The sequence below is a fragment of the Bacillus sp. KH172YL63 genome, from assembly GCF_011398925.1.
Lineage (GTDB): Bacteria > Bacillota > Bacilli > Bacillales > Bacillaceae_B > Rossellomorea.
The window spans coordinates 1,128,539-1,155,236 of the sequence record NZ_AP022842.1 but is presented as its reverse complement, the minus strand read 5'-3'; the positions used below and the strand labels follow the sequence as shown (position 1 = coordinate 1,155,236).

Here is a 26,698-nt window from a genome sequence, read left to right as displayed (position 1 = left end):
GCAAATGAAAGGAGAAGGTAATAGATGGTTGTATCCTTACCCTCATATGACCTCCATTTTGAAGAGAGTGATTTAAAAAAACTGCAACGGGATGTTTCGAGTAAAAAGCCCGTCCCCGCAAAAATCCGCATGGAAGAAGATGTTCACGACATCGCCATTCGGTATCGGGGATCATATACAAGAAAGTTAGAAAAGAAATCCTACCAGGTTGAGTTTGTGCAGAATAGGGGTGCTGACTACCCTGAAGAGATCCACCTGAATGCAGAAGCCTATGATCCGGCCCATTTCAGGAACAAGCTTTCTCTTGATTTCATGCGTGACATAGGGATCCATTCGCCGGAAAGCAAGCATGTTTTCCTGACCATGGACGGCGCACCCCTTGGCCTCTATCTTCAGCTCGAGTCCGTCAATGAACAATATTTAACGAAAAGGAACCTCCCTTTCGGACCGATTTATTACGCGGTAAATAATAAAGCGGATTTCTCCCAAAAGAAAAAGCGGGGACTCACTTCCGGTTACGTGCGTAAGGTGGGAAAAATGAAGGATGACCACCATCTCATCTCTTTCATCAGAACCATCAACACCCCCTCCCGGTTATCATTCCAAAAGGAAATACCAAAAGTATTGAATGTCGAGAACTACTTACGATGGCTCGCCGGTGCCGTATGCACGATGAATAATGACGGCTTCACCCATAACTATGCCTTATACAGGGACGGGGAGAAAAAGCAGTTCAACATCATTCCTTGGGACTATGATGCGACATTCGGACGAAAAGTGAACGGCGGTGTGATGGAATGGGATTACCTTCCCCTGACAGGTAAAAGCAAAAACCACCTTACGGCACAGTTGATGAAATCATCGAGTTTCCGGAATATGTATAAAAAGATTCTGGAGGAACTCCTTGAGACGATCTTTACGGTTAATTATCTGGAAGAGAAAGTGATGACGCTCCATACTGCATTACGTCCCTATGTGTTGATGGATCCCCACTTCCAGGACAATATCGATGCATATGATGAAGAGCCTGCCTTCATCTTTCAGTTCATCAAGGACCGGAATGCCTTTTTAAAAAGGGAATTGATGTTCCTCAAATAAAAAAACTGCCTGTGACCATGGTCACAAGCAGTTTATCAAACAATGGAATCAGCAAAATGTATCCTTCGGCTTTGGTACCGACAACCCAAAGAGCGGTCGGAGATACAGAGCCAGGAATGTACCTGCAAGGGCAAGGATTCCCCAGATGTAGCCATGAAGGCTGAAGGATGCGATTCCACCGAAGTACGCCCCGATATTACATCCGAATGCAAGGCGTGCACCATACCCCATCAACAGGCCACCGATGACTGATGCCATCGCATTTTTACCGGTGATTTTATTGAATCGGAATAATCCGCCTGCAGCCGATGCAAGAAATGCACCCAGGATGACACCGAAGTTCAGGACAGTGGTCGAGTCGGCCATGATTGAAGCCTGAAGTGCCTCGGCATTGGCGCCAGACCAGTAGCCCCAGCCCGCAACATCTACACCGAATACATCTGCGACTTTAGATCCCCAAAGGGCGAAGGCAGACGTGATCCCCCAAGGGTTTCCCCTTGTCATGAGGGTGAGGGCATTCAAGACAGCAAGGACGATCCCTGCGGTAAACATCGGCCATGATCCGCGTAACACCCTCTTCCATCCTTTCGTTGATGGAAGTGCCGCCATACGGGGAGGATTCTTCTTCTTTTCAATTCGCAGCGTGGTCCACGCTACCAGTGCAAAGAATAATAGGGAAACGACCCAGGCACCAAAGTACCCCAAGCCAGTGGACGTTGCCAATGAAACAGGTGCAAATGATGGCAGTTCCTGTGTCCAAAACGGAAGGTGATAAGCACCGACAGTCGCTCCTACGATGAAGAACAACAGAGTAATGAACATCACAGAACGTCCCCCGCCGATCGCATACAGGGTACCTGACGCACATCCGCCTCCAAGCTGCATGCCGATTCCGAACAGGAAGGCTCCTACAAACAAGCTGACACCGACCGGCGCCACATATCCTGCCGCTTCACCGCCAAAGAATGTGAAGCCTGTCGCAAGGATCGGTGCAAACAGCGTTACTGCAACGGCAAGCATGAGCATATGGGCGCGCAACGCCTGTCCGTTCCCTACTGACATCACTCTCCGGAACGCTGAAGTGAAGCCGAATCGGGCGTGGAATAATGTATATCCTAACAGCAACCCAAGAAGTAGCAAGACGGTCTGGGAGATTTCTTGTGTGAATAAAAGATATAGGCCCAGAACCGCAGTGACGATGATTCCACCAGCCACCAATGGCATCTGTGGTGCATTCAATTCCGTACTTTGCTTCTGGGGTCCTTTTTGTTCATTGATAGGTTGAACATAGCCAGACATATATAATCCTCCTAAAGTTGATTGATTTGGTTGGAATTCATTTAACCATCTTAATAGATTGGAAGACGTCTGTCAAAATAATTTTTTCATGAACAAAAAAAGCTGTCGAGAGGACACTCTCGACAGCTCATTAAGACACAAGTGCAAGCATGATTGGAATCGTCACTATGCTCATGAGTGTAGTGACGAGTGTGCTTGCTGATACTAAATCCGGCTCTGTGTTGAACTGGAGGGAAAACATCGTCGTGTTTGCTGCAGTCGGCATGCTTGCCAAAATAATGAGGATCGACCCCAATGTGGATGAAATCGGCAGCAGTGAAACAAGTAGAAGTGCAAGAACCGGCGATGCCACCATCCGCATGATGACTATGAAGGAAAGTGCACTTCGTTCCACCTTCTTCCCGCCTAAAGTAGCCAGCTGCATCCCGAGCACCACCATGATTGTCGGAATTGTCGCCTGTGAGATCAAATCAATTGTTTGATGCAGAAATAATGGCACATGGACATTCAGCAGCTGGAAAGCAAGACCCAGCGCAGCACCATGGAGGATCGGCATAGTGGCGATCTTCACCCAAATATCCTTCGAACCCCTCGCCTGTCCACTTCCGCTGATCGCATAGTATAACCCGATCGTATTCATGAGGAATGACTGAATGACCATCATGATGACCGCATACCGGAAACCAAGCTCCCCGAAACCGAACAGGATGATCGGAACCCCATAGTTCCCCGAATTCATGAACACACCTGAAAGAATCATGGCAGAGACTTTCGGTTTGGGATAATTCCTGATCTTGGCGACGATTTTAATCGCAAGGATCAAGATCAGACACAGACCGATGCAAAAGAGAAAAATATAAGCGTAATCCATATTGAGTTCATTTTCATAAAAGGTCTTGAAAGCCAGGAACGGATACATTAAATAAATGGCCATCTTCGAAATAGAATTGATCTCGAAACCAAGCTTCTTCTGACCGACATATCCAACGGCAAACACAAGCAATGCCGGCAGCACAATCAAAATTACATCCATGTATGTCACCACAATCTATTAAAGTGAAAGAGACTTGACTATGGGAGTCAAGCCTCAGTGTATCATATCTACGCTTCAAAGGAATTCATTTTGATCGGTAACAGTCCCCTGATGAAAACACATCTGCCACCCTCCATCGGCTGCTTTCCATATAGAACTGCGTAAAGTGTGCTGCCCTCTTGTCCTATCATGCAATCGATAGGTTGCGAGGACGACGTTGTCAGCCAAGGATTCGAGGTTGAAATCATAGAGATGAAAGTTTCTGACGCTGAGCCCGCTTTCCCCCAGGCAGTCTTTTCTTTTCCATACGGTACCGGAACTCCCGAATTCGATAAAACTTTCAGCCAGCAGCCGCTCCAATGACTCACGATCGGTACGGACCCCAGGATCAAGAAGGGCTTCTTCAAGAAATTGAATATGCTTCTTTAACATCTGATCATCTGTCTTATTTTCATCTTCCATTGCTCACACCTCTTTTCATTGACATATCTTGACGACCTATCAATACTCCACAAGGACCTTCACAGGATTTCTCTTGCCACTGCTCAATTCTTCAAAGCATGAGATAAGTTCATGAGAAGAAATCACTTTCTCAAAAATGCTGCGCAAGCCCCCATCACTTCTTTTTACCGCATCAGCATACCATGCTGCATGGCGATGATAATCCCATCCGTCACTCGACCCCACTGCTTTGAGCTCTTTGCGGTAGAAATCAGGGTGAAGGGTGAACGTTTCCTTATTGCCGTCAGAAAGGATACAGATCGCCCCTTCATGTTTCATCGCCTTTTGAAGGGTGTGGAAAGCATCGTTTCTCCCTGAACATTCCACACCATAATCGTAATGATCACCGGGGATCTCGTCCCCATTCAAAAACACGGTATGAGCACCGAATGATTTTGCCAGCCTTCCCCTATTCCTATCTGGTTCGATTACATCAATCTTTGTCACGCCGAGATGCTCCTTCAAGAAGTGAAGGGTCAAGAGCCCCATTGTGCCTCCACCAGAAATGAGGACGGTCTCATCCTTGGATGGATTCAGCTTTAACGCTCCTTTGCCGGCATCACATGACAAAATGATGAGCAGCGCGTCTGCAGAAGGCATCTCTTCTGGAACAGGGATGACTTTAGCCGCTTTCACAATCCCGTAATCACTATGTCCATAGAATGCCACGACCCGGTCACCGGCCTTGATCTTCTCCACTCCGTCACCGACACCGATCACTTCCCCGTAACTTTCATAACCGGTCTCTTTCGGGTAGGAAGGTGCAGGCTCAGTGAGATCACATTCATCATATTGAGGGAGTTCAGCCCCGATGCTGATGGCACCTGCCATCGTTTTGATGAGGATTTCATCTTCTTTCATGGGAGGGATGGTTTTCACCCGCCATTCGAGCTGCTGCTTTCCCGTTAATACAAGCGATTTCTTCTTCATGTTGAAAAGCTCACCTTTCATGATCAGACATACTTTCTACTTTCCGTTCACTGAGTTTGCTTCAGGATCCCTTCATCCTGCCTTCATCATACATTTTTTTCCTTCCTTTCATTATTCCAAATAAAGAACCTTTACTCAACGATTTATTTCAATCTGTTCGTATCATCCCAATATAAAAAGGACCCTCCATGAGAGTCCTTTTTGCCGTATTATTTCCCCTTGAATTCAGGCTTTCGCTTTTGGCTGAATGCCAGTAACGCCTCCACACGGTCTTCAGTGGGGATGGTGATTTCATATGCTTTTCTTTCAATCTGCAATCCAGTCTGCAAATCAGCGTTCATCCCGTTTTTTACGGCGAATTTAGCCTGCTGCAGGGCAACCGGACCGTTCGACAGCATCGGTTCTACAAAGGCATGGACTTCACCCATGAAGTTCTCTTTTTCTACTACTTTTGTGACGAGTCCGATATTCAATGCTTCTTCCGAGCTCAATCGTTTTGCCGTCAGAATCAGTTCAAGCGCTTTTGATTCTCCGATCAATCGTGGCAGACGCTGCGTACCTCCTGCTCCAGGTATGATGGCGAGACTCGTTTCAGTGAGTCCCATTGTGGTCCCTTCAACGGCGATCCGGAAGTCACAGGCAAGTGCGAGCTCCATTCCTCCGCCGAAAGCATAGCCGTTCATGGCAGCGATTGTCGGCTGCGGAAGGGTGGAGACCGATTGGAACACTTCACCGATTTTGTAGACATTCCGGATGACCTGCTGCTCGGTCAGGGTTTTTCTTTCCTTCAAATCGGCTCCGACAGAGAAGGCTTTCTCTCCGCTGCCCGTAAAGATGACGACCCTGACATCCGGATTGATCCGCAGCGCCTCGACAACTTGCTGAAGCTCATTCAGCGTATCATAATTAAAGGCATTCATCGCATCCGGACGATTGATCGTGACGGTTGCGACGTTGCCTTTTTGTTCTAGAAGTATGGATTCCATGTGTATTCTCCCCTTTGTTTAAGTGTTTCTTCCCTGACTAGAATTCGACACCATCCGAAGAAAACCCTTTCATTTTTCTGATTTTGGTATATATCCTGCCTAAACAATACAGAGAAAAGATGTCCAGTGAATCACTGGACACCTTCTGTTTTCTATGCCTGAAGCACTTGTTCTTTCAGGGCTCTCCTCAGGATTTTCCCTGTCGTATTTTTCGGAAGCTCATCTATGAATTCGATCGACGCCGGCCATTTATATTTGGCAAGATGCTCCTTGCAATAAGCAAGCACATCTTCTTCCGTTAAAGATGGATCGCTTTTGACAACATAGCTGCTGACCGCTTCACCAAGCTCAGGGTGAGGGACGCCGATGACGGCTGCTTCGACGATGCCAGGGTGATTGTATAACACTTCTTCCACTTCACGTGGATACACGTTGTATCCGCCGACGATGATCAGCTCTTTCTTTCTGTCCACGATGTAGAAATAGCCTTCTTCATCCATCCGGGCAAGATCTCCGGTGTACAGCCATCCATCACGGATCGTGGCGGCCGTTTCTTCTTCCATCTTGTAGTACCCCTTCATGACATTCGGTCCTTTGACGATCAGTTCCCCAACCTGTCCGACCGGCACCTCATCGCCCATTTCATCGACAACCTTGTTCTCAAGATTCATGATCGACGTTCCGATGGAGCCTGGCTTTCTTGGTCGGTCCAGCGGGTTGAAGCAGGTGACAGGTGACGCTTCCGATAGGCCATACCCTTCCGAGATCATCACGTTGAATTTCTTTTCGAAGTTTTTCAAGAGCGCAACAGGCAACGAAGCCCCGCCGGAAATACAGAGGCGGAGTGACGATAAATCTTCTGGATTCCCTTCCGGATACTGAAATAAGAAATTGTACATCGTCGGCACACCGGCGAATACAGTCGGACGATGAGCCTTCGACAGATCAAAGATGGCCTTCGGACTGAAGCGGGGTACAATCAGTAACGTCGCCCCGGTCATTAACGGCGCATTCAGTACCACCGTCAAACAAAACACATGAAACATCGGCAGTGCCGTGATGACCGTATCATCTTCATTCATCTTCAGATAGCTGCCCACATCGGTGGCATTTGAATAAATGTTCTTATGTGTCAGCATTGCGCCTTTCGGTTTCCCGGTCGTTCCCGAGGTGTAAAGGATGATGGCGACTTCGTCTTCATCCACGTCTTCCCCTTTGAACGTGGGATCTCCTTGACTCAGAATACTTGTAAACGATTTCATTTTAGGGTATGCAAGGGAAAGCTTTTCAAGGTCGATCCCCTTTGCCCTTTCATCTCCTGATTCACACAGGATGAAATGGTCGACATCGGATAAAGCATGCTGCATCTTCTCGATCAATGGAACAAGTAAATCGAGTGTGACGATTGCTTTGACATCCCCATTTTTCAAGATGTAGCCTATTTCATCGGGGGTGTAGATCGGATTGATCGGAATGACCTTTAATCCGAGGCGCAATGCACCATACAACCCAATGACGAAATGCGGCGAATTCCCCAATACCAGTGCGATGTGATCCCCTTTGCTTAAACCCAACCGCTTAAGGCCGCTTGCAAATTTCGATACGGCCCCATTTAACTCCCCATATGTACTGGAGGTGTGAAGAAAGTGATACGCCGTTTTATCTGCTTTCTCTTGGGCGATTTGGTCTAACACGGTAGAAATATTCATTTGAATCCCTCCCCTTTTCCGGAAAACTGAATGAATGGTCATTCATCTAACTATTAAAAGTATTCAAAATATATTCTATATAAAGAATAGTATTAATACAAGTGTTGCAAATTAAAAAAAGCCGCCCGCGATCCGGACGACTTTTCATTCCTATACTTCAGTAGACCAGGTCCACGAATTCTTCCTTTGATACATTCCCGAAATAGTGCTGGATGTCAACACCGTCGAGTGCCTCGGCTATATCTTTTCTCTCGTAACGGATACCTGTCAGCTTTTCTTCCACTTCTTCCACATTCCCGACACCGAAGAAGTCACCAAATATCTTACAGGAGTCGATTCTTCCTTTGTTCACTTCAAGACGGACATCAATCGAACCGATCGGGAATCGGTGGGAGTGCTGAAGATTGAATTTAGGGGACTTCCCGTAGTTCCAATCCCAGTTCCCGTAGCGCTCTTCAGACAGCTCATGGATGTTCTTCCAGTCTTCTTCCGAAAGCACATATTCCTCTACATCATTTCCATCGAATATATAATCTAGCAATGTGGCGCGGAACTCTTCGATCGTCATTTCCTTTGTCAGGAATTCAGAAATGTTGGCGACGCGGCTGCGGATCGATTTGATCCCCTTTGATTCGATTTTGTCCTTTTTCACCCTGAGTGCAGATACGACGTTTTCCATCTCTGAATCGAATAATAATGTTCCGTGGCTGAACATGCGTCCCTTTGTCGAAAATTGTGCATTTCCGGAAATCTTTCTTCCTTCGGCGATGATGTCATTGCGCCCGCTCAATTCCGCTTTCACGCCCAGTTTGTGAAGGGCGGTGACGACAGGCTCTGTGAATTTCTTGAAATTGTGAAAGCTCTCTCCGTCATCCTTGGTGATGAAGCTGAAGTTCAAGTTCCCCAGATCATGGTATACGGCTCCTCCACCGGAAAGACGGCGTACGACATGAAGACCTTCACTATCCACATACTCAGTGTTGATCTCTTCGATCGTATTTTGATTCTTTCCGATGATGATGGAAGGCTCATTGATGTAAAACAATAGGTAACTCTCATTAATATCCAGGTTCTTGAGCGCATATTCTTCTATAGCCAGGTTGATGCGGGGATCTGTGATCCCTTTATTATCGATAAATAACATCTTTTTTCCTCCTAAATGATGACTTCCATATCTTTCTCCGCCAACAGTACGTCGCCGTCATAATTGGTTTTCGCTTCTGTCACGAGCTGATTGAGATCCCCGAAATGAGGGAGATGGGTCAGGATCAGTTTTCCGGCATTCGTTATCCGGGCAAGGGTCCCCGCTTCGAGACTCGTCATATGACCGGCATTCGATGCATCCATCCCTCCGTAAAAATTACACTCACAAAGAAGTACATCAACATCTTTACCGAACGGAATGAAAGCTTCACGGTAGGCGGAATCGGCTGTGTAAAACAGCGATTGCCCGTCAGCTTCGATTCTCATCCCGTAGCATGGTACCGGATGTTTCGTTTTCACGAATGTGACCGTGAAAGGGCCGATCGTTAAAGTTGAATCCTCCTTGTATTCATGTGCTTTCATCAGATTCTTATATGTAATGGCGCCATAGCCCGATTCATCCCCCCGATGGGCGTATACGGGAAGGGTCCCGCTGTTCTTCCCAAGGAAAAATTGAATCAATAATGCGTGTTGTAGTACACCGATATCCGCTGTGTGATCCGGGTGATAGTGGGACAATAATACAGCATCCAGATCGGTTGCTTCTATATGACGCTGCAGATGGGACAGCACCCCGCTCCCGCAGTCAATCAACAGCTTAAAGCCGTCATGCTCCAGCAAATAACCTGTGCTGGCTTCTCCGGCCTTCGGATAACCGCCCCAATGGCCGATGATGGTCAGCTTCATAATGCCACTCCTCCATTCAGTTGGTATGTATCCTTACTATACTTCATTGGACCTATTTTTTCATTTTTTTCGCCCATTTTTGAATTAATCGTTGACGAAGTTCATACTGTTATAATACAATAAAATAAATTAACACATCAGTTATATAACACGAACAATTGATGGGTGAATACAAATTTACGGAGGGTGATGAACATGGTAAAAAATATTATGGAGTTCTTTCGGAATTTGCCGCCTAAGTCTTGTGCACAGTGTGGAGATACAATTGAGGAGCAGCATGAATGCTACGGCATTTATTGCGAGAAATGTACGACTGATTACGAATACTGATAAGCTGATTAAGGGGTAATAAAAAGGATGCTCAATCTATGAGCATCCTTTTTATTGTTATTTTACATCCACCATTTCCATGATATGTTCGTGGATGGCTTCTCCTTTGGTGACATGTACCTGGACAGTATATGTGCCTTTTTCAGGGAAGGTATAAGAGCCGCTGTACTTGCCGGCTTCAGTTGATGTGAGATCGACCCATTCATGCTTTTCCTGACCGTCCTGATAAATTTCAAAGCGCACCTCGGCATCTTCCAAGGCACTTCCTTCCTCCTCAACATGCACCATCAGTCCGGTTTCTTCCCCTGCTGTCATTTTGTCAGGCTTCATGAGATGAATCGCGACTGTGCTTTCATGGTCGCCGTGATGGTGGTCATCCCCGGCTTCCTCGTGCTCACCGGCTTCCACTTCACCAATCGCAATTTGCGCTTTAGGCATCGTATGCATGTCACGAGCGGTCACATGAACCTGTACTGTATACATACCGTCTTCCCCGAACGACTTTTCTGCCTTGTATATCCCGCCTTTTTCATGTTTCGCTTCAATCATTTCACTTTCTTCCTTATGACCATCCTGCCATATTTCATATTTCACTTCGCCGGCATCCTCTACGTTTTCATCGCCTTGTGTGACTGTTGTAGAAAGGGAAATGGTTTCACCCTTTTTGCCTGTTGCAGGAACATCCAATTTCGCCTCGATCGGTTTCAGCTGATTGTCTTCATTTGCCCCGTTATGTTCATCGGCATTTCCGCATGCCGTCATCAATAGTGCAAGTAACCCCATAAACATGATCAAGCTTGCCTTCTTCATTGTATAACCTCCTAATGAGCATTCTTCGTAACACCAGTATGTACCTCTTCCCAATCAGTATACACGTTCAGGACGAGAAAGGGTTTGTCTAATTTATGAAGAAACGGCAGATGCCTGTCGCACCTGCCGCTTCTCATTATGCTTCTATTGTTTTCGAATACTGCTTCTTGAATAATCCGATAAAGAACACCGAGGTCAGAGTGACAAATACGATGAAATACCCAAGCAGGATCCAAAGATTTTGCCACATGAAAGCATAGTCACCGCTGGAGATGACAGACTTGAATGCCGCCACGGAATACGTCATCGGTAATGCGGCACTGATCGGTTGAAGTGCCGTCGGAATCAATTCAAGCGGGAATGTCCCTGCGCTCGTTGTTAATTGCAGAATCAAGATGATGATTGCAACGAATCGTCCCGGATCGCCAAGGACCGTCACAAGCATCTGAATGAGAGCGAGGAATGTGAGACTTGTGATGATTGTAGAAAGTAAGAATAAAGGAACACTTTCCACTTCAAGCCCCAACCCAAAGAGCAGAATCGCTGCAGCGATCAATGATTGAATGACCCCTACTGTCGTAAGGACCGTAAACTTACCAAGGAACCAACTCATGCCGCTTGATGGGCGGTCGGATGGTTCTCTCAGCGGATACACAATCGAGATCAACAGTGCTCCGACGAACAGTCCGAGTGATAAGAAATAGGGAGCAAACCCGGTTCCGTAGTTGGGAACATGATTGATTTTCTCATTTTTCACATCCACCGGACCTGCCATCATGTCGTACGTGTCATCATCTGCTTTGACACCGTTCGCCTCTTTGGCAGCATCTTTTAATTTCTCGGCATATTCTCCAGTTCCGTCTGACAGCTTCGTTGTTCCATCTGCCAGCTCACTAGAACCGTCTGCAAGCTTTTTCGAACCATCTGCAAGCTGCGTCGAGCCGCTGTATACCTGGTCCAGCCCTGAACTTAATTCACTCGCACCAGTTGAGAGTCCGACTGTCCCCTTATATACCTCGTCAAGCTTTTCATTTAATAATCCGTATTTTTCAACAACGGTGTTCTGTCCTGCCACGAGCCCGTCCGAGCCTTCGTCAAGCTGGACTGAACCTGCCACAAGCTGATCTACCCCACCTTGGAGTTTCTTTTGACCTTCGTTTAATTTCCCGATGCCATCAGCCAGGTTATATGCTCCGCCCTCCAGGCCGGTCACTCCTGCACTCAATGACCCGGTACCCGTTTCAAGGCCCGATGCACCCTTTTTAATACTGTCGATGGCAGCCTGTAATTCCGCCTGTTTCTCTTCAGGCAGACTGCCCATGAATGGAGCCAGTTCTTCTTCAAGCTTTGTCGCACCCGCTCCGATTGTCTGTGCTCCTGCTTTTGCATTGTCTGCGCCGTCTTTCAGCGCACCGATTTTCTTTGCAAGTTCTTCAGATCCCGCCTGCAATAAAGCCGTATTGTCCACTGCACGGTCAACTCCGGCATCAAGCTCCTCCAAACCTGCCTTACTTTTATCGATACCGGCTGCCAGGGAATTCATCCCCGATTGGATGTCCTGCGTCCCTTTGTACAACTGCCGGGATTTGTCCTTCATGACGGCCACTCCATCAGATAATTCCTGAGAACCACTTGCCAGCTTCCCGGCTCCTTCACGGGTCTTCGCCACACCGTCAGTCATCTCTACATTTTTTTCAGCAAGGACAGCCAGATTGTCCTTCAGTTTGTTGGCACCTTGAGAAAGATCAATGGCACCATGATTGATTTCACCGGCTTTATCACTTGCCGTCTGGAAACCATCCCCCATTTCCTGGATTTTCTCGAACATCGTTTCAGCATACGTTTCTGAAACGGATTTTGAAAGACTCGCCTTGATTTCTTTCATCGCCGTATCTCCGATTTGGGCGGAAAGAAAGTTAAAGCTTTCATTCGGTACATACTTTAGTGAAAGCTTCTTCGGGTCCTCTTCTAACAGCGTCGTCCCATTTTCAGAGAAATCCTCAGGAATCTCTACAAGCATGTAATAGTCCTGTTTCTCAAGATTCTTATATCCTTCTTCTTTATCAACGAAATGGAAATCGAATTGACCGCTTTCCTGTAATTTCTCCACGAGATCAGATCCGATATGCAATTCCTTTCCGTCAAACTCAGCACCCTGATCGCTGTTCACAACCGCTACCGGAAGATCAGGCAGCTGCTCGTATGGATCCCAGAATGCCCACAGAAACATACCGCTGTATAACACGGGTATAAACAGTACCGCGAGTATCGGAATGAGCAACTTTTTATTTTGGAAAATCGCTTTGAATTCTGAACCAATAAATGATTGTCTCATATTTACCTCCTATATATTAAAAAAGAACAAATGACCAATAAATACAATCAGTCACATTTGAAATTAAATTGACCGTATTTTAATTTCGGTCATTTCCGGGTAAAAAATATTGGATCACACGATTTGAACGTGATCCGGCACCTCCACTTACCGACAAATAAAGTTTTTTGATAAAATGACCAAAATACATTTTCGGTCATTTCGTTAACATTGAATAATTTATCACATCCTCACCGGTTATACAAGTTCTTTTTATTCCACACAGGTTCACATATGGAATAAGCCCTCTTGAATAAGCTAGAACAAGAGGAGCTGGAGGTGTGAAATGAATATCTATGTGGTAAAAAGCGGAGACTCACTTTGGTCGATTGCTTCAAGATATGGTGTGGAAATAAATCAAATCCTGTATGGAAACCAGCTGAAGAACCCGAATATATTGGTAATCGGTCAATGTCTCCTCATTCCAGAGCCATTAAAGGAGTATATCATTGAGCCTGGTGATACATTATCCGGGGTAAGTCAGAAGTATGGAATAGGCATTGATGAACTGATCGCATTCAATCAAATCACAGATCCGTCCCGGTTGTTTGTCGGTCAATTGATCGTCCTGCCTGCTTTTATACATGAAGTCAGATCTGGTGAATCGCTTTATACGATTTCTTATAATCATAAAGTTCCCCTGGAAGACGTATTGAAAGCGAACGCTATTCCCAATCCGTCCCTGATTTATCCCCAACAGCAGATCAGGATTCCCAATCCCAAACCTGTCATTGCAGTGAATGCCTATACGACCCGAGCCGAAGGGGAAGGTGCAGCGGAAGTGAATGGCCTTTCAAGTTATTTCTCTTACCTCTCTCCGTTCACACATACCATCACGAAAGAAGGGTCGATGACCGAACTGAATGATGCCGCCCTCATTTCCGTTTCAAAGAATGGGGATGTCGATCCGCTGCTCGTCCTGACCAATTACCGGGATGGGAAATTCAATTCAGACCTGGCTGCGACAATTTTACGGAGTGATTCCCTGCAGGATGCATTAATTGCTTCGATTGTGAAGAAAATTGAGGACAAAGGCTACACAGGGTTGAACATTGATTTCGAATACATTTATCCTGAAGACCGGGAACATTACAATCGTTTTCTAAGAAAGACCGTTGCTTCGTTGAAACCGAAAGGCTATTCGGTATCAACAGCTCTTGCACCCAAAACGAAAGGCGATCAAAAAGGACTCCTGTATGAAGCCCATGATTACAAAGCACACGGTGAAATCGTCGACTTTGTCGTGCTCATGACCTATGAGTGGGGCTGGGCCGGGGGCAAACCATGGGCGATCGCACCAATCAATGAAGTAAAGAAGGTACTCGACTATGCAGTAACCGTCATTCCAAGGAAAAAAATCATGATGGGGACCCCGCTTTACGGGCGTGACTGGAAGATCCCATGGAAAGAAGGGACATTCGCCAAAACGATTTCCCCGCAGGGAGCAGTCGACCTCGCTGCTCAATACGGTGTAAGGATCCGGTACAATGAACAATATCAGTCACCCTACTTCACCTATTGGGACAGAGAAGGGCAGCAGCATGAGGTCTGGTTTGAAGACGCCAGGAGCATGCTTGCCAAACAAAAGACGCTCGATGACTATCAATTAAAGGGGCTGAGCTACTGGGTCCTTGGGTCGGCATTTCCACAGAACTGGATGCTGCAGCATGCCAGATACAGGGTGGAGAAGTAAATGCCGGTGCTCATTTGACGAAAGCCATTTCATCAGGGAAGCTTTGCAACCCCATTGTTTCACACGAAAAAAACCCAGCGCTTCCGGGGCGCTGGGTTTTAAGAATGATGCCAATTAAACGACATACATATCCGTCAGTGATCTATTTCTGATAAACCCAAGATCCTCATAGAGTTTAATCGCTGCATTATCTTTGATCACACTCAGACGGGTAGCCGGATACTTTTTACTTGATGCGTTGATTGAATGGGTTAACAAATATCGTCCGAGGCCGTTTCGTTGATGATCTGGATCGACTGCCAAACTCATGATTAATGGATACCCTTCGAACTCCATATGAAGACAGACACCAACAATGGCACCATTCCTCTGATCAATGATGACCCTTGAGCACTGATCCATTGTATGATTGTGTTGATATTTTTCGATGAACTCCATTACATGATCTGCATAAGCCTCTTTCGTACCAATGTTCTTATAGGCAGGATTCGCTTTATACGATTTCAATAGTAAAGAAGCGATTCCATGAATATCATCATATGATACGGAACGTGAACGATATCCTTCCGGAAGAGTTACCTTAAGTGATTCTGTCGGACGGATCATCCAATAGTTCACTTCATGAATGCGGCACCCTTTTTCTTTATAAGCAAGTACATGTTCTTCTACGATTTCTCTCAGGAAAATTTTCTCTTCGGCCTTTGAAATCTTTCTTACATGTCTTAAAAGTTTGTGAAGTAAGCCTTCATAGTCTTCAAAAGGCGGTACAAGAAAAAAATCCGCCATAAAGTTGGGTTTCAGAAAAACACCGCCAATCGGCATACCATCTTTCACGATCAAGTATCCGCAATCAAATGCAGTGGCGATTTCGATCGATGCTTCTGGAGAGCTTTTAAAAAAGTAGTCTGCATATTTTTGTGCATAATAAATAGCGTAATATCTAGAAAACGCTTTCGGATTTTGATACACCAGCGTTAATCCTTCCCCTAAATCAATGGGACTTTGCAAAGAAGCGCATTGTTGGCTCATTGGCTACTCTCCTCTATGTTTGATACTCCAGACCGACGCCTGATCATCCATTATTTTCTATTGTATCAAATAAATTCTAGAAAGTATTCAGAAAGAGGCTTCGTATTCAACAGTCTGCCTTCTTCCCCTTTCACCAACAAAAAAAAGACCGCCAATCGGCAGCCTCCCTTATCTTACATATTCCACAATCTTCTCAACGGTCTTTTCCCCCTGGGCAATGCAGTCGGGGATACTGAGTCCGTCGTAGGAACTTCCTGCAATGAACAATCCAGGCAGCGTCGATTCCACTTCATCATACATGTCACGTATGCGTTCACCGTGTCCAACCGTATATTGAGGCATGGAATTTTTATACCGGGAAACGATTGTAAATTCCGGTTTCCCTTCGATATCCATGATCTTCCCAAGGTCCTCAAGGACGATTTGCTCGATGGAATCATCGGACAGGTCAACGATGGTTTCATCACCTGATTTGCCAACATAGCATCTTAACAGTGCTTTTCCTTCAGGTGCGGTATGCGGCCACTTCTTATGTGTCCATGTCCCGGCGGTCAAGGAGAAGTCGCTGTTCCGGGATACGAGGAATTCTGTCCCGGCGATGTCCTTTTTGATGGCCTGCTGTGAAAAGCCCATTGCAACAGTCGCGACAGACGTTGCCGGCATGTCTTTTAAAAATGATAAAAAAGAATAGGAAGGTAATACAGATTGCAATACGTGATGAGGGGTGGTGACGATGACACTGTCCGCCTCCAGCTGTTCCCCACTCGTAAAGGTTATCGTATAACCAGCACTGTCTTCTTTTTCAATGGAGGTCACTTTCATGCCTTTATATACCGTATGTGGATCCAATCTTTCTTCCATTGCATCTATCAATGATTGAAGGCCGCCGGTGAAGGTAAGGAAGTTCCCTTCTCCATGCGGGTCGGCACCCTGACCGGTCTTCTTGATCCCCGCAATCAGGCTTCGGTGTTTTTGTTCTAATTCATAGAGCTGCGGGAAGGTAGACATTAAGCTTAATTGATCGATATCCCCGGCAAAAATGCCTGTTAAGAGAGGCTCAATCAAATGATCGACGACTTCATCACCCATTCTTCGTCTAAAGAATTTCCCAAGTGACTGATCTTCGTTTTCCTGTGAACGGGGCAGGACAAAATCCGCTGCTGCCCTCATTTTCCCCGTTAATGAAAATAAGCTTGTTGTAATGAAGGGAGCGATTTGTGTAGGGATGCCGACGATCGATCCCCCTGGTATAGGATAGAGCTCTCCGCCTGCGATGACGTAGGAAACACCTTTTTGGTTTCGGATCATTGTACTTTCTATGCCCAGGCTTTGGGCTAAGCGCGATACCTCTGTTTTCGTTGCAAGACAGGAATCGGGACCCTTTTCGATTACAAAGCCATCCTTTTCCAAGGTTTGGACTTTGCCCCCGAGTCGATGGGTCGCTTCAACAAGTTTGATTTCGATGGGAAGACCTTTTTCTTTCATTTCCTGCTGTAAATAATAAGCCGTCGTCAATCCTGTGATCCCCCCACCAATGATCACAACTTTCTTTGTTTGTTGTTTCAACACGTTCATCGCCTTCTTTAACAAAATATCTTCCATTCCCATAAGAGAAGGACCAAAGCAATGAGAGTGATCTCTTGCTTCAGTCCTTAGCCAGCATTATTTTAAGTGTTTTAACACGACATCCGCCATGGCATCGATGAATTCAGGCTTGGCATTTGGCATTTCTGGACGATAGTACGAAGCGCCGATCTCATCTGTCACCACTTTGCACTCATAGTCATTGTCATATAATACTTCTAGATGGTCTGACACAAATCCTACCGGTGTATAAACAAAAGTTGTAAATCCTTTTTCTTTGTGCAGTTCCCTTGTAAGATCCTGTACGTCAGGACCTAGCCATGGATCTGGGGTATTCCCTTCACTTTGCCAGCCGACTGCATACTCAGTCACGCCTGCCCCTTCAGCAATCATCTTGGCCGTTTCCTCCAATTGAGACGGGTAAGGGTCACCCGATTGAAGAATCCGCTCAGGTAAACTGTGTGCAGATACAATCAGGACAGCTTTGCTGCGTTCGTCCTCAGACATTCCTGCATACGTTTCTTTCACACGGTCCACCCAATATTGAATGAATTTCGGTTCATCATACCAGCTCTCAACTGACGTGATCACAGGTCCACCCAGTTGTGCTGCCTTTTCTTTCGCACGTCCATTGTATGACTTCACGCTGAATGTTGAAAAGTGAGGAGCAAGTACGATCGATACTGCTTCTTCAATGCCGTCTTCATGCATTTTTTCCACTGCGTCTTCAACAAACGGTTCGATATGCTTCAAGCCCAGGTACATGTGAAATTCGATTTCGTCTTGAATGGAATTTAAATGTTCTTCCAGGCTCTTCGCCTGATCCAGGGTGATGCCAGCGAGTGGAGAGATCCCTCCGATCGCTTCGTAACGTTCCCGGAGATCTTCAAGCAGTTCACTTGATGGCGCTCTTCCGTGACGGATATGTGTGTAGTACCGTTCCAGATCTTCTTCTTTATAAGGAGTCCCGTAAGCCATCACCAACAGGCCCATTTTCTTCTTTGACATACCATTTCACCTCATTATCAGTTTCCTACATTCCATTATTGTGCCATGCTTCTTATTCTGAATCCATGAATAAGCACTGATGAATGTGTTCTATCTTGCACTGTATTCATGAACGAATGCTGCCAAACGCTTTAACGTATCCGGATTGACCTGCGGGAATACCCCGTGACCAAGGTTGAAAATATGTCCTGGAAGCTCCATGCCCTGATCCAGGATCTCTTTTGCTTTCTCTTCAATCACGTTCCAAGGAGCTAACAGGATGGCAGGATCCAGGTTGCCCATAACCGTTTTCGAAATGCCTCTGTCACGTGCCTCTGTAATCGGCAGACGCCAATCCAGGCCAACGACATCGATGGGCAGGTCATGCCACTCATTTGCCAGGTGACTTGCCCCTACGCCAAACATGATCAATGGAACGTTCTCTTCCTTCAATTCATTGAAGATCTTTTCCATAACCGGCTTGATGAACGTGCGGTAATCCTGCACATTAAGCGCGCCGACCCAAGAATCGAAAATTTGGAAAGCCGAGGCACCTGCCTTAATCTGTGCTTTCCCATATGTAATCGTCATTGCAGCCAATTTATCCATCAGTGCAAACCAGGCTTGTGGTTCTGCATACATGAAAGCTTTCGTTTTGTTGTAGTTTTTGGAAGGTCCGCCTTCGATCATATAGCTCGCCATCGTGAACGGGGCACCGGCAAATCCGATTAACGGAACCGATAATTGTTCCTGCGTCAATAATTTAATCGTATCAAGAACATAAGGGACATCCTGCTCTGGATTGATTTCCCCAAGCTTCTCCACATCCGCAGTCGTACGAATGGGATTATCGATGACAGGGCCGATCCCTGATTTGATCTCAACATCCACACCGATAGATGGAAGCGGTGACATGATATCTTTATAAAGGATCGCTGCATCCACATCATATTGCTCGACAGGCAGCCTCGTCACATATGCACAAAGCTCCGGCTGATGCGTGATTTCAAAAAGAGAATACTTCTCCTTAATTTTTCGATATTCAGGCTGGGAACGACCGGCTTGTCTCATATACCATACTGGCGTATAGTCCGTTTTTTCCCCCATTGCCGCTCGTAAAAACGTATCATTCATCTGTTTCATACCTTTGTTCGTCCACCTTTCTATGTAACTCCATTATTCCCATTGTATACTAATTTGAGTAGATTCTAAAATTGCGCTAACTTCCCTCTGACCGTTCAGATTGTAACCCTTATAAACTATAAGCGTTTTAAAGAGAAATGTATAGTTATCAAGGGAAAATGTCATAAATTTGCCGATTTTCCCGCAGAAAAGAAAAAATGTCCATAAATCCGTTTACATGCGCAGAAGAAAAGGGAACAGTATAATAGAAGGTACTACTTAATCGAGGTGATTTGGATGAAGCTTTTTATGACGACGGGAACCCATGACTTCCTGCAGAAAATCCAGAATGAAAACAAGGATGAGAAGATGATATTGATGCAGGGAGAGGATGCACTGCTTGTACACGAGACGAACGGTGAAAGCGTATTTGAATCCCCCAGACGCTATGAAATCGTCGATCAGTCCGGTGAGCTTGAAAATAAAGGATATGCCGTATTCAACAACATCCCAGTTTCAGACGAGGGCCGCCCCCTGTTTGAATACCGATTCAAAAATCGTGCAGGATTAATCGAAGAAGTGCCGGGCTTTACAGCCATCCGTGTACTCCGTCCTCTCGACAGTGATACATATGTGATTATGACACTTTGGGAAGATGAAAAAAGCTTCCACGGTTGGCAGGAGTCGAAGCAATATGAGAAAGCACATGCAAAACGTGGGACAGAGGAAGGGATCGATCAGAAGAAGGATATCTTCCCCCGCGCTTCCTACGTAACGAAATTTCACGTATCATCACAATCTTAAATTTGTCACATCAAGATCCGGACGCACTGAATTCAACGGAATCAGGTGCGTCCGGATCTTTTGGTGAAGCGGAAGAATCTTAACATAACAGTTCAGGTGTACATACATAATTACAAAAAATTAACAGTATACTTTATCGTGTTGGTCTCAACACCTGACCTTCCTACCCTGTATGAAAGGAGAGGAGTACCGATGAGTCAAACCTGTCTGCTTCTGATTGACTTTCAAAAAGCCTTTAGTGATCCTTCATGGGGAAAACGAAACAATCCGGATATGGAAAAGAACGCCTATCATCTTTTAAAAAGATGGAGAGAAAGAGAATGGCCGCTTGTTCATGTTCAGCACTCTTCAATTGATATGGAATCACTGCTTCATTCAAGCTCTGCCGGTTTCGACTTTATTGACGAATTTCAGCCTTTACGGGGGGAAAAACAAATCATTAAGCACGTGAACAGCGCATTTATCGATACCGATCTGGATTTATTCTTAAAAAAGGAAAAATTCACATCCCTTGTCACGATGGGTTTCACCACAAACCACTGTGTCTCTGCCACCGTCCGCATGGCCGCAGACCTGGGATACGATGTGACGGTCGCACATGATGCCGCCGCCTGCTTTGAAACCTACTCATATGATGGTTCATTGTTTTCAGCAGAAATTGTCCATAACCTCTCACTGGCCAATCTCCACCGGCAGTATGCCACCATCTCTACAACCGAACATCTGATATCATCTGTTTTGAAATCCGGCAAACCGGTCACTTTTTAACTCATCTCTTTCTATCCTGCAAAGGGGCTTAGTCAAGGGGAATGTTTCCATTCCTTCTGACTAAGCCCCTTTGCATGTTGCTTATCCTTTCTTTTCTTCCCCGTGCAAAATACCATTCCGATTCGCATAAACCGCTGCCTGAGTGCGGTCATCGACACCAAGTTTACTCAGGATGTTGCTGACATGCGTTTTGACTGTCTTGATCCCGATAAACAGCATCTCGGAAATCTGCTGATTCGTCATCCCTTCACCCAGACATTTCAGAACATCCATTTCCCTTGATGTCAGCTCTTCATGGGGCATCTTTTTCTGAGGACGGAAGCGGTTCAGCATTTTATCTGCAACCTTCGACGCAATGACCGCTTCCCCTTTCACCGCTTTATAAACGGCCTCCGTCACTTCTTCTGCACTTGCCGTTTTCAATAAATAACTATGGGCACCAGCCTCAATGGCAGGGAACACCTTTTCATCATCATAATAGCTCGTCAGAATGATGATTTTACAGTGGGGATGGAAGCTCAGGACCTTCTCCGTCGCCTCGATCCCGTTACCGTTTTCCATCAACAAGTCCATCAAAATGACATCAGGCATATACAGTTTCGCGAGCTTTGCCGCCTCATTTCCACTGCTCGCTTCACCGAGGAATTCAATCCTTTCCTCTGTCAGTAGATAGGTCTTCATTCCCAACCTGACCATCTCATGATCATCCACGATCATCACCTTAACTTTTTCCATGAATTCTCCTCCTTTCATTAAACCGGGATGCGAAGGTCGATATATGTACCTTCCCTTTCTTTCGAGCGGATCTGAAACCTCCCGCCGATTTCCTCGGCCCTTTCCCTCATCGTTTGAAGTCCATAAGACGTCATCTTATTCTTCTTTAAATCAAAGCCCTTGCCGTTGTCACTGATATATAAAGAAACATAACCACCCTTTTTCTCCGTCACGATTTTCACTTTCGTCGCTTCCGAGTGGCGAAGTATATTGGAGAGGCTTTCCTGGATGATCCGGAACATATGGGTTTCCGTCCCTTTTGACAAATCATCGATGCCCTCAAGTGTCGCATCGATTTCAATCATTGTCTTTTCTTTCAGCTCCCTGATCAGGATCGTCAACGCCTCACAGAGACTTTCCCCCTTTAAATCTATCGGCCGCAGATGGAGTAAAAGTGCCCTCATCTCACCTTGTGCTTTACCGGCGATATCGGCGATCTGTTTCACGATAAGTTCCACTTTCCCGCCGTCTTTCCCGACACTCTTCTGGGCTGCGGAAGAGAGCATATTCAACGCGAATAATTGCTGACTGACCGAATCGTGCAAATCCCTGGCAAGCCGATGACGTTCTTCCATGACCGCAGCCTGATGGGCCTGATCGGCAAGTTCGGATTTTTCATCAGCCAGGCGCTGCAAAGATTTCACCTGCTCCTGGATATACACAGCCAGCTGATTCAATTCATCTGATAATATTCCAAGCTCATCATGCTCGAAACGATCGACCCGGGCAGAAAACTTCCCGCTTCTCAATAACGTAATGAAAGTCGAAATATCATCGATCCTTCCCTTGAACGTATATCCTGTACGAAAACCGAAATAAATGCTTAATAACAATAGAATGAAAGCGAGCCACAGGGTCAGGTAGATTGACAGTTGAAGTGATATACTGGGCCTGTCCGATAGCATCAAATAAACTTGCAGGGAAACAAAAAACAGCAATACGGCCATGACTGACATCATGAAGAAACTTTTAAAAATCCAATTTCGAATATTAGAGGATTTGTTCAAGCCTTTTCCTCCTTTCCAACATGGTTATTACACCCGATTAATGCGGATTGAACCGATCTTCACATCAACGGTCAGCTTGATCTTCTTTGCTGCCGATTCGTATTCAGGAGAACGATAGTAAAGTTCTGAACGGATATCTGCAGATTTTTGTTCAAATAACTTCACATCCCCCACCTGTACTCTCAAGTCGATCTCCACCGGGACATTTTCAGGGATGATCATCTTCACATCACCAATCCAGCCTTTAATATCGATCGTAGATTCACCTTCAGGGATATACGCCTTACTGAAGTCAAAATAGTAATCTCCTATCGCATTGTACAGTTTCATATTCTCCAGCGGCCAATTCGGCTCTGAGAAGCGGATGTCACCGACTATGAAGCCCCTGTTCATCTTGTTTTTTTTCGGCCGCGGCGTATGTTCTGCCCCGCTTTCAAAATCAGACTCCTTATCATAAGGATATTCATTGCTGATGCTTACCTTGATCGGCTTCTTCAGGATGACCCGGTTAATCGCAATGGCAATGATAAAGATCGGCCACAGCTTCCACCAGTTCTCATAATCGAATACCATTACCTCATACCTGTCCAGGAGAATGAGCAGTCCAAACACCAAACTGAAAAGCCCAAATAATAATTTCCCGAAACTTTTCCTCAACATACTGTCTACCGTCCACTTCACACCAAGCAGCAGTAACAAAATAGGAACTATATTGACAAATATCTGCGTTATTTCCAAGGAAATGACACCAATATTCAACAGTAACAACAGCAGTCCTGTCATCAATAACAGGAATGAGAAGAACCATTGTTTCCTTCCCTGATACCTCATATAGACACCACCCTCACATTTACTATAAGTTCGCTAAAAATTGACAAACTCCTGTTTGATATTCATTATAGGTGCCTTTTCCCCTCCGGAGAAGGAGCATCGGCACGATTCCTTCTCCGTCTGAAGACGGAAAAACCTTTCAGGAGCGGTTTCACATCTTCCTCATATTTTCATAATCTATACTACAGTTCAGGGCAAACGCCTAAAGATTGAAGAAGTATTTATGAGGAGGTTTTTCTAGTGGGGATTGATTTGACTTCTCTTCATTGGATTTATTTAGCTTTCATAGGATTGATCATCCTATTTATGATTTTTCGCAAAGATACAACGATTGTCTGTATCATCGGGATCTTCAGCATCGCCCTCGTTGCAACAGGTTCATTGAGCGGCTCCATCAGCAGCATATTCAACAGCTTCATCTTCGCCATCACCGAACTCCTTTCTACCATTCTCGTCATTTCCATCATCGTAGCCATGAGCAAAGGACTTACATCGACAGGCATTAACGATGTCATGATCCGTCCCTTCACAACATTCATCCGGACACCTGCCCTTGCCTATTGGACGATCGGACTGTTGATGATGTTCATCTCCTGGTTCTTCTGGCCGTCTCCGGCAGTCGCCCTCCTTGGAGCCGTTCTGGTACCCGTCGCCTTAAGGGTGGGTTTACCTGCGCTTGGCATCGCCATGGCCATGAACTTATTCGGCCACGGTATCGCCCTCTCCGGGGACTTCGTCATTCAGGCGGCACCAAAACTGACTGCAGATGCTGCAGGTATACCGGTCTCCGAAGTCATTTCAGCAAGCATCCCCCTTATCATTGTCATGGGTGCCGTCACCACCGTTACTGCCTTCATTTTCTTAAAAAGGGATATGAAAAAGGGAATCCTGAAAGTGGACTCCAGCTCCCTTATGACGCTCCAGGAGGATGATAAAACGGAACCCGGGCTTCTTTCAACAAAATGGAAGAGGGTCATCGCCCTTCTCATTCCCGTTCTCTTCGGACTGGATATCGCTGCCATGGTCGTATTCAATCTGCAGGGCGGAGATGCAACGGCACTCATCGGCGGTACCTCCATCCTCATCCTGCTTCTCATCTCATTGGCCGCCTACAAAGGAAAAGGGTTGGAGAAAACGACAAGCTACATGATTGAAGGATTTCAGTTCGGCTTCAAAGTGTTCGGCCCCGTCATTCCAATCGCCGCTTTCTTCTACTTGGGTGATTCGGGATTTCAGACGATCATCGGCGACTTTCTCCCTGCCACGTCACAAGGAATTGTCAATGACCTCGGCGCTTCCCTCGCCGCTGCCGTTCCCCTCTCCAAAGCGGTCGGGGCGATCACGCTTACCACTGTCGGAGCCATCACCGGACTGGACGGATCAGGATTCTCCGGCATTTCCCTCGCCGGCTCCGTAGCCAACCTCTTCGCAGAAAGCATCGGCTCCGGCATCGCGACACTCACCGCCCTCGGACAGGTGGCAGCAATCTGGGTCGGAGGAGGCACACTCGTCCCATGGGCACTCATCCCCGCAGCCGCCATCTGCGGAGTCGACCCATTCGAACTCGCCCGCCGCAACCTCCTCCCCGTCCTCATCGGCTTAACCGCCACCACCATCGTGGCCATGTTTTTGATATGACTTTGGGCTTTTGGGGACGGACCTCGGTTTTGAGGTCCGTCCCTCTTTTTTGGTTTGGGACTGGGACACGTGGGAAGGTGGTTTTCTTCGGGGATGATTGTTTTTCATGGAGATCTTTAAAAAATTGAGTAGAATTCCGGTTTTGTGTGTGGTTTGGTAGTTGATTTGCGTTGGAAAGGTTGTTTTTGGGGTGACAGGGATGGTCGCTCCGGAATTTTTGAAGGATAGAGCCGGGATATAGGCGGTTGGTTGTAGGGTGGAGACGTTTATTGCGTGAGATTCATATTTTATTGCGTGAATTTCCGGGGGGATTGCGTAACTTTCGGCATTTATTGCGCGAATTTAGAGGTTCATTGCGTAATTGACCTTTCTCAACAGTGAGAAGGTGTGCGGATCACGCTGCTATCACAGCTCACCGGGCAAATGTTAAAAGCTTAGTGAGCGATCGCCGCCCTTAATCCGTTTTCGTACGAATACAACTGTTTTCATTCTCATACCATGCGTTTCCCTGCAATATTTGATCTTTATTAAAAATCTTGCATTCAAAAAGGGGTTCTCCACTGGTACTTTCACTGTTTTATTCCACGCTAAAGCTCTTATTGCGTAACTTCAAACATTTATCGCGTAACTTCACCCATTTATTGCGTGACTTTCAACACTTATTACGTAACTATAAGGGTTCATTGCGTAATTATCCTCCCTGAACATACAGCAATGTGCCCATCCCCTTCGTCCAAGTCACCAAATCTCCAAACCGCAACTCCCCCCTGCCCATGCCACAAAAAAAGACGGACCCCAATTCCAAGGTCCGTCCCCTTAACGCTGTCCCCTTAAAGCTCCTAAACCTGTCCCTCTAAATCCAATCTCCTAATCCCTTCCCCGCTTCTCATACAGGAAGATGCATAGAACAAAGTATGCATATCCGAGCAGGAAGCCTGCTGCTACGTCTGATGGGTAGTGGGCTCCCTGGGTGATTCGGCTGAATCCTGTGAGGAGCGCCAGGAGGACGGCAGATGTGTAGACTGCCGCTTTTATTCGTACGGAGGCACATTCTTTGCTGATGAAGTAAGCGATCACCAGTAGAAAGACCAATCCGACCATGGCATGGCCACTTGGGAAGCTGAATCCTTCTTCAATATGTGCAAACGTCGGTCTTTCTCTTTTCATCAGGCTCTTGATAAGTTTGTTCAGCACGTTGCTCCCTGCGACAAGGACGACGACTGTCAGGATTCCCACGTAGTCTTTCTTGCCCCACCAAAGATACAGAATCAGTGCAACGGATGCAATTCCAATCACAATCTCGGTGCCGATCACTGAAAATGGAACCAGAAAATGAAGGTCTTTCATGTTTGTCATCAGGTAGTTCTCGCCGAAAATCTCCATTCCGTAAAAAACAAAATGAGCGATAGACATAAATAATAAAAATGAAATAATAGCTGTTATGTAGTGGATTTTCTTCATTGTTTCCTCCTAGATATTCTCCCCGGGACTTTTAATGTTA

At 46.1% G+C, this 26,698-nt stretch carries 24 protein-coding genes; 6 read left to right on the top strand and 18 right to left on the bottom strand.

Going from position 1 to position 26,698, the window contains the following annotated elements:
• The first annotated feature begins 24 nt into the window (after positions 1–24).
• Positions 25–1,098, top strand: a complete 1,074-nt coding sequence (locus KH172YL63_RS05775; RefSeq protein ID WP_173105206.1) for a CotH kinase family protein — start codon at positions 25–27, stop codon at positions 1,096–1,098.
• Positions 1,099–1,146: 48 nt separating this feature from the next.
• Here KH172YL63_RS05775 and KH172YL63_RS05770 read toward each other — a convergent pair whose 3' ends face one another.
• The 8 genes from KH172YL63_RS05770 to KH172YL63_RS05735 all read right to left on the bottom strand — a co-directional run bounded on the left by KH172YL63_RS05770 (position 1,147) and on the right by KH172YL63_RS05735 (position 9,446).
• Entirely contained in the window at positions 1,147–2,397 is a 1,251-nt protein-coding gene (locus KH172YL63_RS05770) for a YeeE/YedE family protein (RefSeq protein ID WP_173105205.1), read from the bottom strand.
• A 130-nt stretch (positions 2,398–2,527) separates the two neighbouring features.
• Entirely contained in the window at positions 2,528–3,430 is a 903-nt protein-coding gene (locus KH172YL63_RS05765) for an AEC family transporter (RefSeq protein WP_173105204.1), read from the bottom strand.
• 75 nt (positions 3,431–3,505) lie between these two features.
• Entirely contained in the window at positions 3,506–3,892 is a 387-nt protein-coding gene (locus KH172YL63_RS05760; RefSeq protein ID WP_173105203.1) for a nuclear transport factor 2 family protein, read from the bottom strand.
• Positions 3,893–3,931: 39 nt separating this feature from the next.
• A complete protein-coding gene (locus tag KH172YL63_RS05755; protein WP_173105202.1) occupies positions 3,932–4,861 on the bottom strand; it encodes a zinc-dependent alcohol dehydrogenase in 930 nt (309 codons plus the stop codon).
• Between the two features lie 209 nt (positions 4,862–5,070).
• Complete coding sequence (locus KH172YL63_RS05750) at positions 5,071–5,847, bottom strand: enoyl-CoA hydratase-related protein (RefSeq protein WP_173105201.1); 777 nt, start codon at positions 5,845–5,847, stop codon at positions 5,071–5,073.
• 152 nt (positions 5,848–5,999) lie between these two features.
• On the bottom strand, positions 6,000–7,556 hold the full coding sequence (locus KH172YL63_RS05745; RefSeq protein WP_173105200.1) for a fatty acid--CoA ligase family protein: 1,557 nt from the start codon (positions 7,554–7,556) through the stop codon (positions 6,000–6,002).
• Positions 7,557–7,713: 157 nt separating this feature from the next.
• Positions 7,714–8,700, bottom strand: a complete 987-nt coding sequence (locus tag KH172YL63_RS05740) for a lipoate--protein ligase (RefSeq protein WP_173105199.1) — start codon at positions 8,698–8,700, stop codon at positions 7,714–7,716.
• Positions 8,701–8,711: 11 nt separating this feature from the next.
• On the bottom strand, positions 8,712–9,446 hold the full coding sequence (locus KH172YL63_RS05735) for an MBL fold metallo-hydrolase (RefSeq protein WP_173105198.1): 735 nt from the start codon (positions 9,444–9,446) through the stop codon (positions 8,712–8,714).
• A gap of 195 nt (positions 9,447–9,641) precedes the next feature.
• Here KH172YL63_RS05735 and yhfH point away from each other — a divergent pair, with 195 nt between their 5' ends.
• Positions 9,642–9,776 carry a protein YhfH gene (gene yhfH / locus KH172YL63_RS05730; protein ID WP_138777683.1) on the top strand — a complete coding sequence of 45 codons (135 nt, stop codon included), beginning with the start codon at positions 9,642–9,644 and terminating at the stop codon, positions 9,774–9,776.
• 57 nt (positions 9,777–9,833) lie between these two features.
• On the opposite strand, the gene KH172YL63_RS05725 is transcribed toward yhfH, so the two are convergent.
• Both KH172YL63_RS05725 and KH172YL63_RS05720 read right to left on the bottom strand, forming a co-directional pair.
• Positions 9,834–10,586, bottom strand: coding sequence for a FixH family protein (locus KH172YL63_RS05725; protein ID WP_173105197.1), 753 nt, complete (start codon positions 10,584–10,586; stop codon positions 9,834–9,836).
• 136 nt (positions 10,587–10,722) lie between these two features.
• Positions 10,723–12,921, bottom strand: a complete 2,199-nt coding sequence (locus tag KH172YL63_RS05720; protein ID WP_173105196.1) for a YhgE/Pip domain-containing protein — start codon at positions 12,919–12,921, stop codon at positions 10,723–10,725.
• Positions 12,922–13,246: 325 nt separating this feature from the next.
• On the opposite strand from KH172YL63_RS05720, the gene KH172YL63_RS05715 reads away from it, so the two are divergent.
• Positions 13,247–14,653, top strand: a complete 1,407-nt coding sequence (locus KH172YL63_RS05715; protein WP_173105195.1) for a LysM peptidoglycan-binding domain-containing protein — start codon at positions 13,247–13,249, stop codon at positions 14,651–14,653.
• A 114-nt stretch (positions 14,654–14,767) separates the two neighbouring features.
• On the opposite strand, the gene KH172YL63_RS05710 is transcribed toward KH172YL63_RS05715, so the two are convergent.
• The 4 genes from KH172YL63_RS05710 to hemE form a co-directional block, all read right to left on the bottom strand.
• A complete protein-coding gene (locus KH172YL63_RS05710; protein WP_173105194.1) occupies positions 14,768–15,682 on the bottom strand; it encodes a GNAT family N-acetyltransferase in 915 nt (304 codons plus the stop codon).
• A 168-nt stretch (positions 15,683–15,850) separates the two neighbouring features.
• Positions 15,851–17,248: a protoporphyrinogen oxidase gene (gene hemY, locus KH172YL63_RS05705; RefSeq protein WP_173108072.1), complete on the bottom strand. Its 1,398-nt coding sequence runs from the start codon at positions 17,246–17,248 to the stop codon at positions 15,851–15,853.
• A 96-nt stretch (positions 17,249–17,344) separates the two neighbouring features.
• Complete coding sequence (hemH, locus tag KH172YL63_RS05700; protein WP_173105193.1) at positions 17,345–18,274, bottom strand: ferrochelatase; 930 nt, start codon at positions 18,272–18,274, stop codon at positions 17,345–17,347.
• Positions 18,275–18,364: 90 nt separating this feature from the next.
• A complete protein-coding gene (gene hemE / locus KH172YL63_RS05695; RefSeq protein WP_173105192.1) occupies positions 18,365–19,396 on the bottom strand; it encodes a uroporphyrinogen decarboxylase in 1,032 nt (343 codons plus the stop codon).
• Between the two features lie 276 nt (positions 19,397–19,672).
• Here hemE and KH172YL63_RS05690 point away from each other — a divergent pair, with 276 nt between their 5' ends.
• A complete protein-coding gene (locus KH172YL63_RS05690) occupies positions 19,673–20,179 on the top strand; it encodes an antibiotic biosynthesis monooxygenase family protein (protein WP_173105191.1) in 507 nt (168 codons plus the stop codon).
• Positions 20,180–20,371: 192 nt separating this feature from the next.
• Positions 20,372–20,947, top strand: coding sequence for a cysteine hydrolase family protein (locus tag KH172YL63_RS05685; RefSeq protein ID WP_173105190.1), 576 nt, complete (start codon positions 20,372–20,374; stop codon positions 20,945–20,947).
• An 81-nt stretch (positions 20,948–21,028) separates the two neighbouring features.
• On the opposite strand, the gene KH172YL63_RS05680 is transcribed toward KH172YL63_RS05685, so the two are convergent.
• From KH172YL63_RS05680 to liaF, 3 genes are read right to left on the bottom strand one after another with little or no spacing between them, the layout of a single operon-like run.
• Complete coding sequence (locus KH172YL63_RS05680) at positions 21,029–21,682, bottom strand: response regulator transcription factor (RefSeq protein ID WP_173105189.1); 654 nt, start codon at positions 21,680–21,682, stop codon at positions 21,029–21,031.
• A 17-nt stretch (positions 21,683–21,699) separates the two neighbouring features.
• Positions 21,700–22,728: a sensor histidine kinase gene (locus KH172YL63_RS05675; protein WP_232066131.1), complete on the bottom strand. Its 1,029-nt coding sequence runs from the start codon at positions 22,726–22,728 to the stop codon at positions 21,700–21,702.
• A 27-nt stretch (positions 22,729–22,755) separates the two neighbouring features.
• On the bottom strand, positions 22,756–23,559 hold the full coding sequence (gene liaF / locus KH172YL63_RS05670) for a cell wall-active antibiotics response protein LiaF (RefSeq protein ID WP_173105188.1): 804 nt from the start codon (positions 23,557–23,559) through the stop codon (positions 22,756–22,758).
• A 240-nt stretch (positions 23,560–23,799) separates the two neighbouring features.
• Between liaF and KH172YL63_RS05665 the strand changes: the two genes are divergently transcribed.
• Positions 23,800–25,197 carry a hypothetical protein gene (locus tag KH172YL63_RS05665; protein ID WP_173105187.1) on the top strand — a complete coding sequence of 466 codons (1,398 nt, stop codon included), beginning with the start codon at positions 23,800–23,802 and terminating at the stop codon, positions 25,195–25,197.
• An 867-nt stretch (positions 25,198–26,064) separates the two neighbouring features.
• Here the strand turns inward: KH172YL63_RS05665 and KH172YL63_RS05660 are convergent.
• Positions 26,065–26,658 carry a phosphatase PAP2 family protein gene (locus KH172YL63_RS05660; protein WP_173105186.1) on the bottom strand — a complete coding sequence of 198 codons (594 nt, stop codon included), beginning with the start codon at positions 26,656–26,658 and terminating at the stop codon, positions 26,065–26,067.
• Between the last annotated feature and the right edge of the window lie 40 nt (positions 26,659–26,698).

Excerpts from the sequence above, each read along its gene's own strand:
- KH172YL63_RS05775 (WP_173105206.1), top strand. The coding sequence starts at position 25 with ATGGTTGTATCCTTACCCTCATATGACCTCCATTTTGAAGAGAGTGAT.
- KH172YL63_RS05770 (WP_173105205.1), bottom strand. The coding sequence starts at position 2,397 with ATGTCTGGCTATGTTCAACCTATCAATGAACAAAAAGGACCCCAGAAG.
- KH172YL63_RS05765 (WP_173105204.1), bottom strand. The coding sequence starts at position 3,430 with ATGGATGTAATTTTGATTGTGCTGCCGGCATTGCTTGTGTTTGCCGTT.
- KH172YL63_RS05760 (WP_173105203.1), bottom strand. The coding sequence starts at position 3,892 with ATGGAAGATGAAAATAAGACAGATGATCAGATGTTAAAGAAGCATATT.
- KH172YL63_RS05755 (WP_173105202.1), bottom strand. The coding sequence starts at position 4,861 with ATGAAGAAGAAATCGCTTGTATTAACGGGAAAGCAGCAGCTCGAATGG.
- KH172YL63_RS05750 (WP_173105201.1), bottom strand. The coding sequence starts at position 5,847 with ATGGAATCCATACTTCTAGAACAAAAAGGCAACGTCGCAACCGTCACG.
- KH172YL63_RS05745 (WP_173105200.1), bottom strand. The coding sequence starts at position 7,556 with ATGAATATTTCTACCGTGTTAGACCAAATCGCCCAAGAGAAAGCAGAT.
- KH172YL63_RS05740 (WP_173105199.1), bottom strand. The coding sequence starts at position 8,700 with ATGTTATTTATCGATAATAAAGGGATCACAGATCCCCGCATCAACCTG.
- KH172YL63_RS05735 (WP_173105198.1), bottom strand. The coding sequence starts at position 9,446 with ATGAAGCTGACCATCATCGGCCATTGGGGCGGTTATCCGAAGGCCGGA.
- yhfH (WP_138777683.1), top strand. The coding sequence starts at position 9,642 with ATGGTAAAAAATATTATGGAGTTCTTTCGGAATTTGCCGCCTAAGTCT.
- KH172YL63_RS05725 (WP_173105197.1), bottom strand. The coding sequence starts at position 10,586 with ATGAAGAAGGCAAGCTTGATCATGTTTATGGGGTTACTTGCACTATTG.
- KH172YL63_RS05720 (WP_173105196.1), bottom strand. The coding sequence starts at position 12,921 with ATGAGACAATCATTTATTGGTTCAGAATTCAAAGCGATTTTCCAAAAT.
- KH172YL63_RS05715 (WP_173105195.1), top strand. The coding sequence starts at position 13,247 with ATGAATATCTATGTGGTAAAAAGCGGAGACTCACTTTGGTCGATTGCT.
- KH172YL63_RS05710 (WP_173105194.1), bottom strand. The coding sequence starts at position 15,682 with ATGAGCCAACAATGCGCTTCTTTGCAAAGTCCCATTGATTTAGGGGAA.
- hemH (WP_173105193.1), bottom strand. The coding sequence starts at position 18,274 with ATGTCAAAGAAGAAAATGGGCCTGTTGGTGATGGCTTACGGGACTCCT.
- hemE (WP_173105192.1), bottom strand. The coding sequence starts at position 19,396 with ATGAAACAGATGAATGATACGTTTTTACGAGCGGCAATGGGGGAAAAA.
- KH172YL63_RS05690 (WP_173105191.1), top strand. The coding sequence starts at position 19,673 with ATGAAGCTTTTTATGACGACGGGAACCCATGACTTCCTGCAGAAAATC.
- KH172YL63_RS05685 (WP_173105190.1), top strand. The coding sequence starts at position 20,372 with ATGAGTCAAACCTGTCTGCTTCTGATTGACTTTCAAAAAGCCTTTAGT.
- KH172YL63_RS05680 (WP_173105189.1), bottom strand. The coding sequence starts at position 21,682 with ATGGAAAAAGTTAAGGTGATGATCGTGGATGATCATGAGATGGTCAGG.
- liaF (WP_173105188.1), bottom strand. The coding sequence starts at position 23,559 with ATGAGGTATCAGGGAAGGAAACAATGGTTCTTCTCATTCCTGTTATTG.
- KH172YL63_RS05660 (WP_173105186.1), bottom strand. The coding sequence starts at position 26,658 with ATGAAGAAAATCCACTACATAACAGCTATTATTTCATTTTTATTATTT.